Consider the following 15949-nt stretch of genomic DNA (forward strand, 5'->3'; position numbering starts at 1 on the left):
CCGATGGCGTGCGGGCCGGCCGCGCGGGCGGGCGGCCGCCGACCGTACGACGGCCGGCCGCCGACCCGTACGACGGCCTGCCACTGACCGCACCGCGGCCGGCGCTCCATGACGCCCCCGGCCCGCACGCCACCCGCCGCGACACGGCATCGATGTCGATCTCGGCTTGCCCAGCCCGCCGGGCACCGGGCAGGCTGGGCGACGTGATGACGTCACGAATTCCGCAAACCGTCCCCCGGATCGCCGTGGCGCTCGCCGCGGTGAGCGCCGCGGCCTCGTGCTCCATCGACCTGGACCGGCCCGCCGAGGGTCCCTCCGCCCCGCCGCCAGCGGCGGTCCCGGGCGATGCCGGCGCCTCCTCCGTGGGCGATCCCTACACCACGGGTGACGGCAACGGCGGATACGACGTTCAGCACTACGACCTCAAGCTGCGCATCGACCCGGGCGACAGCGCGAAGGCACTGGACGGCGTCGCCGAGATCACCGCCCGGGCGACCCAGGCGATGTCGCGGTTCGATCTCGACCTGTCCGACCTGAACGTCGCCGAGGTGCGGGTGGACGACGCCGCCGCACGCCACGAGCGGCAGGGCAGCGAACTGATCGTCTCCCCGGCCGCTCCACTGAAGAAGGGCGCGACCTTCAAGGTCCTGGTGCGCTACTCCGGCACGCCCAAGACCGTCGTCGACCCGATCTTGCAGCGCTACGGCTGGATCCCCACCCGGGACGGCGTCTTCGTCGCATGCCAGCCGAGCGGCGCGCACAGCTGGTTCCCGGGCAACGACCATCCCAGTGACAAGGCCACGTTCGACTTCCACATCACGGTGCCGAACGGGCTGACCGCCATCGCCAACGGCGAGCAGACCGAGGGACCGGCCCCCGGCGATGGCGAGGGCGATGAGATCCAGCCGCCCGGTTCCAGCTCGACGCCGCGGTTCACCCAGGCTGCCGCTCATGCCGACACCACGACGACCTGGCGGGTCAAAGAGCCCATGGCGACCTACCTCGCCACCGTCAACGTCGGCCGCTTCGACGTGCGGAAGGGCACGACGCCCGGTGGGATCCCGATCCTGTCCGCCGTCGACCCGACCGTCTTCAACACCGACGTGGACGACTTCCAGGCCAAGAACGCCCAGATCACCGACGAGTGGGTGAAGCTGTTCGGCCCCTACCCGTTCTCGTCCACGGGCGGGATCGTCGATGACGCCGACGTGGGCTTCGCGCTGGAGACCCAGAACCGCCCGGTCTACGGATCGTTCGGCGCCCAGGAGACGATCGTGGCCCACGAACTGGCGCACCAGTGGTTCGGCGACAGCGTCAGCGTGACCAGGTGGAAGGACATCTGGCTCAACGAGGGCTTCGCGACCTACGCGGAATGGATCTGGGGCGAGCGGGCCGGCGGGCCGACCGTACAGCAGGAGTTCGACACGAGGTACCGGCAGACCGACAACCGGGAGGTCTGGGACGTGCCACCGGGCAACCCGGGGCGTGGCCAGATGTTCGGGCGCTCGGTGTACGACCGCGGCGGCATGACACTGCACGCGCTGCGGCGCAAGGTCGGCGACGCCACCTTCTTCACCATCCTCCGCACCTGGGCCAAGGAGCACCGGCACGGCAACGCGACGACCGCGCAGTTCATCGCGCTGGCCGAACGGCTGTCCGACCACAAGCTCGACAGGTTCTTCCGGGTCTGGCTGTACGAGCGGGGCCGCCCCACCAGCTGGTGACGCCCCAGCGAACGGGCAACCCTCGGCAAGGTATCCGGAAAGACTCGGCGGGCGCCGCGACACCGCACCGGCCGGGACCACAGGGTATGCCGGGTGAACCGCCCTCTCGGACAAGCGACCAGACGCCCTGACGGACCGGCGGCCAGGCGGGCGACCCGACGCGCCGCCCGGCGGGCGGCCCTCCGGGTGACCGCCGTGGTGACCGCCGCATGCGTGCTGATGACGATCAACGGTAGCGGCGTGACGGTGCTGCGGTCGGCCCCATGGCCGCTGGAAGCGCCCGCGCGACCGGCGATCACGCCGTACGCCGCCACACGGGTCACCGGCCCGCCCGCCCCCGCTAGGACGACCGCGCCGGCCGTGGCTCCCGTACCCGCCTCCGCAGGCCGTCCCGGCGCGGCCGGGCTTGGCGACAAGTACTTCCCCCACGCCGGCAACGGCGGCTACGACGTCGGGGAGTACCAGGTGGACCTGCGCTATGCCCCCGCCGACCAGCGCGTCGCCGCCACCGTGGCCATCACCGCGAGGGCGACGCAGGACCTGTCCGCCTTCAACCTCGACTTCCGCGGCCCCGAGATCACCGAACTGCTGGTCAACGGCCTGCCCGCACCGCATGAGCGCAAGGGCCAGGAGCTCATGGTCCGCCCTCCGAAGACGCTGACGCGCGGGGACACCTTCACGACGATCGTGCGCTACGCCGGCCGGCCGAGGCCGAGCCGCCATGCCGCCCTTGGCACGTACGGCTGGGTGAGGACGAGGGACGGCGCGGTCGTGGTCTCCGAGCCGGACGGGGCGCCGACCTGGCTTCCGGTGAACGACCATCCCCGGGACAAGGCGACCTACATCTTCCGCGTCACGGTGCCGAAGAACCTGCAGGTGCTGGCGAACGGCGACCCGCATCCCCCGGTGACCCGGGGGGCGAACACCACGTACGTGTGGACCGAGCGGGACCCGATGGCCAGCTATCTGGCGATGATCGCCATCGGCCGGTTCGCGGTCCGGCGCGGCCGGGTCGATGACATCCCGGTCATCACGGCGGTGGACCCGCAGTTCGGTTCGGCCGCCGAGCGCCTCCACACCACGACGATGGAGGTCCTCCGGTGGCAGATCCGGATGTTCGGCGACTACCCCTTCCAGACGGCCGGGGGCATCATCGACGATCCGCGGCTGGGCTATGCCCTGGAGACCCAGGAGCGGCCGGTCTACCTCGGCTTCGCACCCGACGAGCGGTTCATCGTGCACGAACTGGCCCACCAGTGGTTCGGCGACAGCGTCAGCCTGTGGCGCTGGCAGGACATCTGGCTCAACGAGGGCTTCGCGACCTACGCCGAGTGGCTGTGGCGTGAGCACACGCGGCAGGAGACCACGGCGAAGATATTCGAGCGGCACTACCGGCAGCCGCCGCGATCACCGATCTTCAATCCGCCCGCGGGCGACCCGGGCGCGCAGAGCCTCTTCAGCTCCTCGATCTACGTGCGGGGCGCCATGTGCCTGCAGGCCCTGCGCGCCAAGGTGGGAGACGCGAAGTTCTTCGCCATCCTGCGCGACTGGGCGGCCGCGCGCCGGCACGGCACCGCGACCATCGTCGAGTTCGTGATCTTCGCCGAGAAGGTGTCGGGCATGCAGCTCGACAAGCTCTTCCAGGCCTGGCTCTACGACAAGGGCAAGCCGAAGCGGTGACCGGTCGCACGCGGATCAGGTGAACGTGAGCACGTAGCCCTTGGCCCTGAGCCGCCCCAGCACCTCGTCGCAGTGGTCGGGCCCCCGGGTCTCCAGGTGCATGAGCACCTCGGCGTCCTCGACGTGCAGCCGGGGGGCGACCCGCTCGTGCATCACGTCGAGCACGTTCACGCCGAGATCGGCCAGCTCGCTCAGCAGCGTGACCAGCGCTCCCGGCCGGTCCTGCACCCGGCATCGGACGACCAGGTAGCGTCCCGCCACCGCCAGCCCGTGCCGCAGTACCTTGGCGAGCAGCACCGGGTCGATGTTGCCGCCCGACAGCAGGGCCACCACGGGCGGGTTGAAGGCGTACGAGTGCTCGAGCATCGCGGCGACCCCGGCGGCGCCGGCCGGCTCGACGACCTGCTTCGAGCGTTCCAGGCAGAGCAGCAGCGCCTGCGAGAGAGACTCCTCGGACACGGTGACGACGGCGTCGACCAGCTTGGAGACCAGTTCGAAGGTCAGGTCTCCGGGGCGGCCCACCGCGATGCCGTCCGCCATCGTGGGGCCGATGTCGATCCGGGTCGGGTGGGCGGTGGCCAGTGACGGCGGGAAGGCGGCGGCCCGCTTGGCCTGCACTCCGATGACCTTGACGTCCTGCCTGAGCTCCTTGACCGCCGTGGCGATCCCGGCCACCAGGCCGCCGCCGCCGGTGGCGGCGACGATCGTTCGCACGTCGGGGCACTGCTCGAGGATCTCCAGGCCGATGGTGCCCTGCCCCGCGACCACGTCGGGGTGGTCGAAGGGGTGGATGAAGACGGCGCCCCGCTCCTCCGCGTAGGCCTCGGCGGCGACCAGGCAGTCGTCCACGGTCGGCCCGGGGAACAGCACCTCCGCGCCGTACGCCTTCGTCGCGGCCACCTTGGGCAGTGGCGCGCCCTTGGGCATGAAGACGGTCGCCTTGCAGCCCAGCAGCGAGGCGGCGTGGGCGACGCCCTGGGCATGGTTTCCCGCACTCGCCGCGACGACGCCGCCGGCCCGCTCCGCCTCGCTCAGCCGGGCGATCCGCACATAGGCCCCACGGATCTTGAAGGAGCCGGTGCGCTGCAGGTTCTCGCACTTGAGGTAGACCGGGCCGCCGACCATCTCGGACAGGTAGCGGGAATGCAGCAGCGGTGTGGGCACGGCGACATCACGCAGCAGCTCGGCGGCCGCACGGATCTCACGTACGCCCACGGGATCCCAAGTCATGCCCCGAGTCTCCCACTTCCGTGCCGGGCCAGGCCGCACCCGCCGCCGTCGCGAGGGTCGCGGGCGCAGGTCCGGACCCGCCCGGACCTGCGGTCAGTCCGCGCTCCAGTAGCGGTCGGCGGCGAACACCAGGGCGGCGGCTCCGATGAGGCCCGCGGGCTGGCCCAGAGCGGCCGGGACGACACGCAGTTTCCTCGCGTAGTCCATGCGCGCGTGCACCCGCAGCGACTCCTCCAGCGGGTCGAACAGCAGCGGCCCGGCCTGGGACAGCCCGCCGCCGATGGCGATCACCTCGAGATCGCACAGGTGCGTCGCCGAGGCGATGGCGATGCCCAGCGCCCGGCCGGCCCGCCGCAGCGCCGTGGTCGCGATGGGGTGCCCGCGGGCCGCGTCGTCCGCGAGGTCCTTGGCCGTGGTGTCGTGCCGCCCCGGCCGCCAGCCCTGCTCCCGCGCCCAGGCGGCCAGTGCCGGCCCCCGTGCGATCGCCTCGAGGCAGCCCCGGCCTCCGCACCCGCACGGCGGACCCTCGGGGTCGACGATCACATGACCGATGTGCCCGGCGTTGCCCCGGGCGCCGTCGATCAGGCGTCCGCCCAGGATGAGCCCGCCGCCGACGCCGGTCGACACCACCATGCCGAGAACGTTCTCCCTGCCCCGGCCCGCTCCTCGCCAGTGTTCGGCGACCGCCACGCAGACGGCGTCGTTGTGCACCCGTACGGGCAGGCCTGGATGGCGGCCGCGCAGCCGGTCCCTCAGCGGGAACCCCCGCCAGGCGGGGATGTTCAGCGGCGACACCTCTGCGGCCGGCCAGGTCATCGGCCCGCCGCAGCCGACTCCGACCCCCACGATCGTGGGGGTGCCGCTGTCGGCGAGCAGCTTGTCGAGCAGCGCCTCCAGGGTGCGCCACAGGACCTCGGCGTCCAGGTCGGGCTCGTTGGGCGTCTCCATCCGGTCGTACGCGGTGATCCGGCCGCCGTACTCCACCAGGCCGACGGCCAGCTTGGTCCCGCCGATGTCCACCGCGAGAACCGGGCCTCCGCCGGCCTCGGGCGGGTCAGGCGTCATCGTCTGCTCCGAAGGCCAGGATCGAGGCGGTGAAGCCGTGCACATGGTTGCGGCCGCCGACCGGGCCGATCTCGCCCGCCGCGAAGAACCCGCCGACGCCCGCCGGGCCGAAGGTCCGCCGAAGGGTTCGCACATCATGGTCGGAGCTCGGGAACATCGCCCTGCCGCGGCCGTTGCACGAGAACAGCAACGCCCCTCCGACCGGGGACAGATCGAACCGCTCGAGCAGCTCGGCCAGATCCTCGTCGGCGGCTCCGGCGTCGCGTACCTGGAACCGCACGGTGCGGCCGACCTCGACCACGTCGCCGATGGCGATCGCGCCGTTGTCGGTATCGGCCCCCACGACGCCGCGGACGAGGAAGTCGCCCTGTTCGTGCTCATCGGCGTACTCGTCCATCGCGACGCCGATGAGCAGTCCCGAGGCGGCGAGTTCCTGCTCGTCGGCCGGCAGCACGGTGATGATCTGCTCGAGCTTGTCGAGCGCCGGCGCGCCGGCCAACTCGTACAGCACGTTGTCCTCGGCCTTGGTCACGGCCATCGAGGGACCGATCGGCCGCGCGCCCTGGCTCACCACGGTGGCGGCGGTGATCGGCCCGCCGAGCACCACGCCGACCGCGCCGGAATCGATGACCTCGTCGTCGACGAACAGCCGCGTCGAACCGCGAACGTCACCGCCCGCCAGCCCGCCCACCAGGGGCAGCCCGGGCAGTACGTCACCGGACCTCTCGACGAAGGCGTCCACCGGGAAGCTGTAGGGGTCGGCCAGCAGCACGCCGACCACGTCGTCGTCCCGGCCTTCGGGCATGCCGAGCACGACCAGCCGGTCATCGGTGCGCAGCGTGTCCAGCCGGAACGGCTCGATGCGCGCGTGCGGCAGCATCGCCGCCCACGCGCTGACGGCGCTGGTCTCCTCCACACCCCGGTTGCCGCCGATCACGCCGCTCGCGCTGCAGCCGATGATCGTACGGGCGGTCGCGACCTCCATGGCCCGCCTGGCCGCCGCCTCGACCAGATCGGGGTCGTCTCCGGTGATGAAGACGCACATGAGATCCGCGCGCCCGGTCAGCGGCGCCATCGCCTGGCGCACAGCGGATTCCGCCGAGCTCAACAGATCGGGTCCGAGGGCAAGTCCGTCGCCGAAGCGCGCCACTGGGTCCACCTCCCTCGTATGGTCTCCGCGTGTAGACCCGATTCTCCCCGGTTCCACGGTCGCTTACCAAAATCAGCCGGCTTTCGGCGGCGTCCGGCCACCCTGGCGGTCGGCGAACGCGGTCGCAGGTGGCGAACCGAGGTGCGAGCCTGAGCACCGGCGACGTAGTGTCGATCTCGTGCCTGATTCGACGACGCGCGAGACCACCGTCAGTGAGCTGCGCGCAAACGGCCACGTCCATCGCCCGGTGAAGGCCGAACTCCGGCAGAACCTGCTGGCCCGGCTCCGATCCGGCGAACCCCGCTTCCCTGGGATCGTCGGGTTCGACGACACCGTCCTGCCCCATCTGGAGCGTGCCCTGCTGGCCGGGCACGACCTCGTGCTCCTGGGCGAGCGCGGTCAGGGCAAGACCAGGCTGATCCGCACCCTGGCGGGCCTGCTGGACGAGTGGACCCCCGTCATCGCCGGCTGCGAGATCAACGATCACCCGTACGAGCCCGTGTGCGTGCGCTGCCGGCGGCTCGCCGCCGAACTGGGTGACGAGTTGCCCATCGCCTGGATGCACCGGGATGAACGGTTCAGCGAGAAGCTGGCCACGCCCGACACGAGCGTGGGCGACCTGATCGGCGACATCGACCCGATCAAGGTGGCCGAAGGCCGTACGCTCGGCGACCCCGAGACTGTGCACTTCGGCCTGGTGCCGCGCACCAACCGCGGGATCTTCTCCATCAACGAGCTGCCGGACCTGGCCGAGCGCATCCAGGTGGCGCTGCTCAACGTGCTCGAGGAGCGCGACATCCAGGTCCGCGGCTACGCCCTGCGGCTGCCTCTGGACGTCCTCCTCGTCGCCAGCGCCAACCCCGAGGACTACACCAACCGCGGCCGGATCATCACCCCGCTGAAGGATCGCTTCGGCGCCGAGATCCGCACCCACTACCCCTTGGCGTTGGACGACGAGCTCGATCTCGTCCGGCAGGAGGCCGATCTCGCCGGGCTCGGCGCCGAGGTGCCCGGCCACCTGATCGAGGTGATCGGCCGGTTCACCCGGCTCGTCCGCGACTCGACCGCGGTGGACTCCAGATCCGGCGTGTCCGCGCGGTTCGCCATCGCCGGCGCCGAGACGGTGGCGGCCGGCGCACTCCGCCGTGCCGCGCTCACCGGTGAACAGCATCCCGTCGCGCGCGTGTGCGACCTGCCCGCGGTGGTGCCCACGCTGCTCGGCAAGGTGGAGTTCGAGGTCAGCGAGGAGGGCCGCGAGCAGGAGGTGCTGGAGCACCTGCTGCGGCGGGCCGTCGCCGAGACCTATCGGCGCACTCTCGGGCCGGTCGATCTGTCCGGGCTGCTGGACAAGTTCGACGCCGGTGACAGCGTCGACTCCGGCGAGCTGGTCCCTGCCGCCGAGCTGCTCAAGCGGGTCGGGCAGGTCTCCGGGCTGGCCAAGATCATGGAGCGGCTGGGGATGTCCGGTGAGTCGCCCGGCCAGGCCGCCGCGGCTCTGGAGTTCGCCCTCGAAGGGCTCTTCCTGACGCGGCGGCTGTCCAAGGACGTCTCCTCGCCGGGCCCCGACGGCACCGCGACGTACCGGACCTGACGTGGTAGGGAGGGCTCGACGGTGACTGGACCGCGGAGTGCGAGGGGCGCGAGGGGCGCGGCGTCGGCTGGGCCGAGGAGGGCACGAGTGCGAGGCCGTCGAGCATGACCCGTTACCGGTACGGCGCCTATCACGACGGCCCTGATCCGCTCACGCCGCCCTACGACGTACGCGCGGCGCTGGACGCCATGGGCGACTCGGTGCTCGACGGCACCGATCCGGCCGAGGCTCTGCGGGACCTGCTGCGCCGCGGGCTGCCCGATTCGCCGCGCGGGCGCGGCCTGGACGATCTGCTCCGCCAGGTCAGGAACCGCCGACGGGACCTGCGCGGTCAGGGGCGGCTGGACGGGACCCTGGAACAGGCGCGGTCACTGCTCGACAAGGCGATCGGCCAGGAGCGCGCGACGCTGTTCCCCGATCCGGGTGACGACGCCAGGCTGCGTGAGGCCGAGCTCGACACGCTGCCGACCGACACCGCGCAGGCGATCACCCGGCTCAGGGACTACGAATGGCGCTCGCCCGATGCGCGCGCGACCTTCGAGGAGCTCAAGAACCTGCTGCGGCGCGATGTGCTCGACTCCCAGTTCCGCGGGATGAAGCAGGCCCTCGAACAGCAGGACCCTGCGACGATGCAGCGGGTCAAGGACATGATGGCCGAGCTCAACGCGATGCTCGAGAAGGACGCTCGCGGCGAGCACACCGAGGAGGACTTCGAGCGCTTCATGCGGGAGTACGGGGATCTGTTCCCTGATTCCCCGCGCACGCTGGAGGAGCTGGTCGACTCGCTGGCCAGGCGGGCCGCGGCGATGAACCGGCTGCTCTCTTCTCTGACGCCCGAGCAGCGGGCCGAGCTGGCCGGCCTGATGGCGCAGGCGCTCGAGGACGCCGGGCTGGCCTTGGAGATGTCCCGGCTCTCGGACGCGCTGCGAGCCCGTCGGCCCGACCTGGACTGGGGCGGGTCGGAGCGGATGACCGGCGACGATCCCCTCGGCATGGGCGACGCGACCACCGCGCTGGAGGAACTGGCCGATCTCGCCGACCTCGAGGCGGCACTGCGACAGGACTATCCCGGTGCGCGGATGGACGACATCGACGAGGAGGCGGTTCGCCGGGCGCTCGGCCGCCAGGCGGTCGACGATCTCTCCGAGCTGCGCCGGATCGAGGCCGAGCTGGAGCGCCAGGGCTACCTGCGCCGCCGGGGCGGCGCGCTCGAGCTGACCCCCAAGGCGGTACGACGGCTCGGTGAGACCGCGCTGCGGCGCGTCTTCTCGCAGTTGGAGGCGGGGCGCAGAGGAGACCACGACCAGGGCAGCGCCGGCCAGGCCGGCGAGCTGACGGGGGCGAGCCGGGAGTGGCGGTTCGGTGACGAGCAGCCGATCGACGTGGTGCGCACCCTGGGCAACGCCGTACGCCGGTCCGGCGCGCACCGGCCCATCCGGCTGAGCGCGGGCGACTTCGAGGTGCTCGAGACCGAGCGCCGGAGCGCCGCCGCGGTGTGCCTGCTCGTGGACCTGTCCTACTCGATGGTGCTGCGCGGCACCTGGGGAGCGGCCAAGCAGACGGCCCTCGCGCTGCACTCGCTGGTCACGACGAAGTACCCGCAGGACGCGATCCAGATCATCGGGTTCTCGAACTACGCACGGGTCCTGCACTCCACGGAGATGGCCGGACTCGACTGGGACATGGTGCAGGGCACGAACCTCCACCACGCCCTGCTCATCGCCGGGCGCCATCTCGACCGGCATCCGGACTTCGAACCGATCGTGCTGGTGGTCACCGACGGGGAGCCGACCGCGCATCTGCGCCGCGACGGCCGCTCGGTCTTCGACTATCCCCCGTCTCCCGAGACGCTGGTGCTCACGATGGCCGAGGTGGACAAGATGACGCGGCGGGGCGCGACCCTCAACGTCTTCATGCTCGCCGACGACCAGCGCCTGGTGTCCTTCGTCGAAGAGGTCGCCCGGCGCAACGGAGGACGGGTCCTCGCCCCCACTCCCGACCGGCTCGGGGAGTACCTCGTGAGCGACTACCTGCGCGCCCGACGCCGGGCGAGCTGACGACCGCGCCACACCGGTTCGGATAGGGTCGCGTCATGTCGAGCGCCGATCGCCTGCTGTTGATACTGCACATCGGATTCGCGATCTTCACCCTGGGGCCGTTGACCGCGGCGACGATGGCCTCGCCCCGCTACATCCGGCTGCGCCAGGTCGCCGTCCTGCGCTATCTGAACCGGGCGACGCGGATCTACGGGCTGCTCACTCTCGGGATCTTTCTGTTCGGTCTGCTCCTCGCGGACGGCGACTTCGCCCAGGTGTGGCTCACGGCGTCGATGACCCTGTTCATCGTGGCCCTGGTGCTGCTGCTCATCGTCGAGCGCGACCAGCGCAAGGCGGTGCACGCGCTCGAACTCGCCGCGGCCGGGCGTGCGTCGGCCGTACGGGCGCCGACCGCGGAACCCGCGGTGGGCGAGGGTGCGGGTGCGGAGAAGGGTGCCGGGCAGGGCGCACCCGCGGAAGAGGCTCCGGCGGGCGGCACCTCCGAGACCTCCGCGGCACAGTCCGCCGACGCACAGGCCGCCGACGCACGGGTCCCGGACGCGCAGGACGCGGACGCACGCGTCGCCGAAGCACGGGCCACCGAAGCACGGGCCACCGATGCACGGGTCGCCGAAGAACGGGCGGCCGGGAAAGAGCCCGCCGCGGCGTTCGAGGCCCCCATCGCTCAGGTCGAGCAGGGCAGGATCGCCGCGATCTCCGGTGTCATCGCGCTGCTGTGGCTGGTGATCTTGTTCTTGATGGTCTGGTACAGCCGGTGACAAGCCGCCGGTGACCGGTGGCGCGCTCGACGCGACCGGTCAGGCCGGCTTCTTGGCGATGGAGTCGATCCAGGTGAGCACGGTGCGCCACGCCTGGGGGTCCTTGATGATCGCCAGACCGTGGGCGGTACCCGGCTCCTCTTTCAGCGTGACCGGCACTCCGTAGCCCTTCAGAGCCGCCACCAGCTCGGTGCTGTGCGCGGCCGGCACGAACTCCTGGGTCGAGTGCATGATCAGCATCGGCGCGTCGCCACGACCGGCGTGGGTGGCCGGCGCCACGTCTTCGAGCCGCTGCCAGCACGCCGTGCCGATCTCTCCCGGCGTGCAGCCGATCAGCTCCTCGACGGCCCGCCGCAACAGCACCTGTGATCCCAGGGCGCCGGGCAGCGCGCCGTCGAGATATCCGAGATAGGGAGAGTTCACCGGCGACAGGGCGACCACGCCACGGACGCGCTGCGCCCCGGCGCCGTAGGTGCCCAGCATCGTCGCGAGCTGACCGCCCGCCGACGAACCGACGACGACGATCCTGTTCGGGTCGACCTTGAAGCGGGCGGAATGGCGCTTGATGAACTCCAGCGCGGCCGAGGCGTCATCGCGCTGCGCCGGCCACGGCGCCTCTCCCGTGAGCCGGTAGTCCGCCGCGAAGACGGCGTAACCGTCCGCCGCGAGCTTGTAGGCGACCCTGCCCCACGAGGACTTGTCGCCGACCTTCCAGTAGCCGCCGTGCAGCAGCAGGACGGCCGGTTGCGTCTCCGCACCGGGGTCGCGCCAGTAGGCGTCCATCCGCTGGTTCTCGCTGGGCCCGTAGGAGTACCTCTTGGTCTGCAAGGGGGCCAGCGTGACGATGAAGGCCTGCGCCGTCTCGACCTGGCTGCCGGCGGTGACCGTGGCGGGGGCGTCCTGAGGTGCCTGTGGTGCCTGCGGAGCGGCGCTCGCCGGGTCGGTCGAGGCCGTCGGCGCCGGACTGGCCGGATCGCCCGGAGCCGCCGCCGCGTCACCGCCCGGAGGGACGATCGCCGCCGACGCGAACGCCGCGGCCGCGGCTGCACCGAGCACCAGTCCTTTGCGCACCCAATGCCCCTCTCGTGGTGGAATCTGGCGGTCATCATAGATCACCGAGGGGAGCGTTGGAGCGATATGGGGGGCCGTGCGGTCCGGTCGCGTCGCGCGCGGCCGACCGGCCCCGCCGCCGTCAGGGCGGCGAGGCGTCTCCGGGTCCGCTGTCCGGGTGGGACGCCCGGGTCAGGACAGGGCCCGCTCCAGATCGTGGAGCAGGTCGTCGCGGTCCTCGATGCCGACCGACAGCCGGACGAGGTCGGTGGGCACCTCGAGCGGCGAACCTGCCGCTGAGGCGTGCGTCATGCGGGCCGGATGCTCGATCAGCGACTCCACCCCGCCGAGCGACTCTCCCAGCGTGAACAGCCTGGTGCTCTCGCACACCCGTACGGCAGCCTCCTCGCCGCCGGTGAGCCGGAACGAGACCATGCCGCCGAAGGCGCGCATCTGCTTCGCCGCGACATCGTGGCCCGGGTGCCCGGGCAGCCCGGGGTACCTGACCTCGGCGACCCGAGGATGCCGTACGAGCATCTCCACGATGGCGGTGGCATTGGCGCAGTGTCGCTCCATGCGAACGCCCAGGGTCTTGATCCCGCGCAGCGTCAGCCATGCGTCGAACGGCCCGCTGATGGCGCCCATCGCGTTCTGGTGGAACGCGAGCCGCTCGCCCAGCGCGGTGTCGGAGACGACGAGCGCCCCGCCGACCACGTCGGAGTGGCCGCCGAGGTACTTCGTGGTCGAGTGCACGACGACGTCGGCCCCGAGGCCAAGCGGCTGCTGCAGATAGGGCGAGGCGAAGGTGTTGTCCACGACCAGAAGCGCGCCCCCGCCGTGGGCCACCTGCCCCAGCGCGGCGATGTCGGCGATGCCCAGCAGTGGGTTGGTCGGAGTCTCGACCCAGATCGCGGCCGTCTCCGGACGTACGGCGGCGCGCACGGCGGCGATGTCGGCGAGCGGCACCGGGTCGAAGACCACCCCCCACTGCTCCAGGACCTTGGCGAAGAGCCGGTAGGTGCCGCCGTAGGCGTCATCGGGGATCACGACGTGGTCGCCGGGCTTGCATATCGTGCGGAGCAGCGTGTCCTCGGCCGCCAGACCGGACGCGAAGGCCAGCCCGCGGGTGCCGCCCTCGATCGCCGCCAGGCACTCCTCCAGGGCGGTGCGAGTCGGGTTGGCCGAGCGACTGTACTCGTAGCCGCCGCGCAGGCCCCCGATGCCGTCCTGTTTGTACGTCGATACCTGGTAGATGGGCGGTACGACTGCCCCCGTGGCGGGATCAGGCTCCTGACCTGCGTGGATGGCCAGGGTCTCGAAACCGGCTGCATCAGTGAAACGGTCCATCCCCCGAGATTAACGGGCCGCCGCCATCCCTCAGGAGGAGGCTCTCCCCCGGAGGTATTAGGCCTGATTTCGCCGTGGGGGTTGACCCCGCAGGCCGATGCAGGCTCTACCGTCTTGTTCAGTATCGAGAACTATGTTGCTGAAGACTGAAATGAGGCAGAGAAGAAAATGTTCGCACGGCTCGCGCGTTTCGTCGTGGGACACCCGTGGTGGACGATCGGCGCCTGGCTCGTCGCCGCGGTCGCCATCATCGTGTTCTCGCCGGCGCTCACCACCGAATCGGACCAGGGCGAGTTCCTGCCCAGCAAGTACGAGTCCGTCCAGGCCATGAATCTGGCCCAGAAGGCGTTCCCGCAGCAGGAGGACACCTCTGCCCTGATCGTCATCAAGCGTTCGGACGGTCAGCCACTGACCGCCGCCGACACCGCCAAGGCCGGGCAGACGGCACAGGCGCTGCAGGCCAAGAAGCTGCCGTCGGTCAACGGGTTCCTCACCGGCGAGCAGGCCGTGGCCCCCAACAAGGCCGTCCAGATCATCAACGTCCCGATGTCGGGCATGTCGACCGCCGACCAGGAGAAACAGACCAAGGCGATCGAGGCCGTCCGCGCCGACCTGCCCAAGCTGCTTCAGGGCAGCGGGCTGGAGGCGAAGGTCGGCGGTGACGTCGCCGGTTGGGTCGACAACGCGGACTCGTTCGAGGGCGCGTTCGCGATCGTCGGCGTCGCCACCTTCGTACTGATCATCGGATTGATTCTGTTGATCTTCCGGGCACCGCTCGCCGCGGTCCTGCCGATCATCGTGATATCGGTCACCATGCAGGTTGCCATGGGATTGATCGGGATAGCGTCCAAGATCTTCAATTTCGCCGGTGACGACAGCCTTTCCATCATCATTTTGATCGTGCTGTTCGGAATCGGCGCCGACTACTACCTGTTCCTCATGTTCCGCTTCCGGGAACGGCTGCGAGCCGGAGACGACAAGCGGACCGCCATGTTCAGCGCCATGGAGCGGGTCGGCGAGGTCATCGCCTCCGCCGCCGGCGCCGTCATGATCGCTTTCCTCGTGCTGCTGCTGGCCACTTTCGGCGTCTTCAGCGCGTGGGGTCCCTCTCTGGCGATCGCCGTGGGCGCGATGGCGATCACCTCGCTCACCCTGATCCCCGCCATCGTGACGCTCCTCGGCGCGGCCGTGTTCTGGCCCTCGAAGGCGTGGAAGAAGCAGCCCAAGGGGACGGCCTCGGCTCGGCTCGGCCGGATGGTCGGACGGCGGCCCGCGCTGGTCGCACTCGTCTCGGGCGGCATCATGGTCGCACTCGCCGCCGGCGCGTTCGGCTTCAAGGCCGACTACGACTTCATGGCCGGCTTCCCGCAGGACACCGAGTCTGCGCAGGCCCTGAAGGACATGGAGAAGGGCTTCCCGCCCGGCGTCACCACTCCGGTCCAGGTCATGCTCAAGCGCACCGACGGTCAGCCGCTCTCGCAGGAGCAGCTCACGGCGTTCGGCGGGGCCGTCAAGTCCGCACCGGGCGTCGGACAGGTGCAGCCGGCAGTGCCCGGTACCGACAAGTCCGTGGCCAAGGTCGACCTGTTCCTCACGCAGAACCCGGTGTCGAACGATTCGATCAGCCTGGTCAAGGGTGAGTTGCGCGACGCCGTGCACAAGGCGGCCCCGAGCGGGGTGCGCCCGTACGTCGGCGGGACGACAGCGATCTTCGCCGACATCAACGAGGTCAACAACCGTGACCTGTCGGTCATCCTGCCGGTGGCCGCTGTGCTCATCGCCCTGATCCTGGCGCTGCTGCTACGGAGTGTGGTCGCACCGCTCTACCTGGTCGTCGCGGTGCTCCTCGGCTTCGCGGCGACGCTGGGCTCGGCGGTCTACATGTTCCAGGGGATCATGGGCGAGCCGGGGGTCACCTTCCAGTTGCCGATCATCCTCTACCTGTTCGTGCTGGCCATCGGGACCGACTACAACATCCTGATGATCGCCCGGCTGCGAGAGGAGGCCAAGGAGGGCAACGAGCCACGCCAGGCCGCCGCCCTCGCGGTCGAGCACGGAGGGCCGACGGTCGCGGCGGCGGGTCTGATCCTCGCCGGCACCTTCTTCGTGATGGTGATCGCGCCCGTGGCCATGCTGCAGCAGATGGGCTTCTCGGTGGCGGTCGGTATCGCGATCTCCGCGTTCGTGATGTCCACGTTCCTGGTGCCCTCGATCACCGCGCTTCTGGGCCACTCGGCGTGGTGGCCCGGGCACGGGGACAAGGCCGTGGAGCGCAGCGATCCAGGCGAGCTCGGAGA

General features: G+C 70.8%; 11 protein-coding genes. 6 read left to right on the plus strand and 5 right to left on the minus strand.

Annotation, left to right across the window (positions count from 1 at the left end):
• The first annotated feature begins 8 nt into the window (after positions 1-8).
• Both HKK72_RS06590 and HKK72_RS06595 read left to right on the plus strand, forming a co-directional pair.
• Positions 9-1724 carry a M1 family metallopeptidase gene (locus HKK72_RS06590; RefSeq protein WP_315987111.1) on the plus strand — a complete coding sequence of 572 codons (1716 nt, stop codon included), beginning with the start codon at positions 9-11 and terminating at the stop codon, positions 1722-1724.
• A gap of 219 nt (positions 1725-1943) precedes the next feature.
• Entirely contained in the window at positions 1944-3404 is a 1461-nt protein-coding gene (locus HKK72_RS06595; protein ID WP_187233345.1) for a M1 family metallopeptidase, read from the plus strand.
• 15 nt (positions 3405-3419) lie between these two features.
• Here HKK72_RS06595 and ilvA read toward each other — a convergent pair whose 3' ends face one another.
• The 3 genes from ilvA to HKK72_RS06610 form a co-directional block, all read right to left on the minus strand.
• Positions 3420-4634 (minus strand): threonine ammonia-lyase, encoded by a 1215-nt coding sequence (gene ilvA / locus HKK72_RS06600; protein WP_187233346.1) that lies wholly within the window; start codon positions 4632-4634, stop codon positions 3420-3422.
• A 93-nt stretch (positions 4635-4727) separates the two neighbouring features.
• The gene (locus HKK72_RS06605; RefSeq protein ID WP_222720401.1) at positions 4728-5699 is read right to left on the minus strand and encodes an ROK family protein; all 972 of its coding nucleotides are present in this window, start codon (positions 5697-5699) and stop codon (positions 4728-4730) included.
• Positions 5689-6849, minus strand: a complete 1161-nt coding sequence (locus HKK72_RS06610) for an FIST N-terminal domain-containing protein (protein ID WP_187233348.1) — start codon at positions 6847-6849, stop codon at positions 5689-5691. Before HKK72_RS06610 ends, HKK72_RS06605 begins: the two co-directional genes overlap by 11 nt.
• Positions 6850-7027: 178 nt before the next feature.
• Here HKK72_RS06610 and HKK72_RS06615 point away from each other — a divergent pair, with 178 nt between their 5' ends.
• The 3 genes from HKK72_RS06615 to HKK72_RS40690 all read left to right on the plus strand — a co-directional run bounded on the left by HKK72_RS06615 (position 7028) and on the right by HKK72_RS40690 (position 11255).
• Positions 7028-8440 (plus strand): sigma 54-interacting transcriptional regulator, encoded by a 1413-nt coding sequence (locus HKK72_RS06615; protein WP_187233349.1) that lies wholly within the window; start codon positions 7028-7030, stop codon positions 8438-8440.
• A 104-nt stretch (positions 8441-8544) separates the two neighbouring features.
• Positions 8545-10497 (plus strand): VWA domain-containing protein, encoded by a 1953-nt coding sequence (locus HKK72_RS06620; protein ID WP_187233350.1) that lies wholly within the window; start codon positions 8545-8547, stop codon positions 10495-10497.
• Between the two features lie 35 nt (positions 10498-10532).
• The gene (locus tag HKK72_RS40690; protein ID WP_261986592.1) at positions 10533-11255 is read left to right on the plus strand and encodes a hypothetical protein; all 723 of its coding nucleotides are present in this window, start codon (positions 10533-10535) and stop codon (positions 11253-11255) included.
• A 39-nt stretch (positions 11256-11294) separates the two neighbouring features.
• Here the strand turns inward: HKK72_RS40690 and HKK72_RS06630 are convergent, their stop codons facing one another.
• Together HKK72_RS06630 and HKK72_RS06635 are read right to left on the minus strand one after the other, a co-directional pair.
• A complete protein-coding gene (locus HKK72_RS06630) occupies positions 11295-12326 on the minus strand; it encodes an alpha/beta hydrolase (protein WP_315987112.1) in 1032 nt (343 codons plus the stop codon).
• A gap of 171 nt (positions 12327-12497) precedes the next feature.
• The gene (locus HKK72_RS06635; RefSeq protein WP_187233351.1) at positions 12498-13652 is read right to left on the minus strand and encodes a cystathionine gamma-synthase; all 1155 of its coding nucleotides are present in this window, start codon (positions 13650-13652) and stop codon (positions 12498-12500) included.
• A gap of 168 nt (positions 13653-13820) precedes the next feature.
• On the opposite strand from HKK72_RS06635, the gene HKK72_RS06640 reads away from it, so the two are divergent.
• Positions 13821-15949 (plus strand): MMPL family transporter (locus tag HKK72_RS06640; protein ID WP_187233352.1); only part of this gene is annotated, 2129 nt, incomplete at its 3' end.

Source organism: Actinomadura sp. HBU206391 (assembly GCF_014323665.1).
Classification (GTDB): domain Bacteria; phylum Actinomycetota; class Actinomycetes; order Streptosporangiales; family Streptosporangiaceae; genus Actinomadura_C.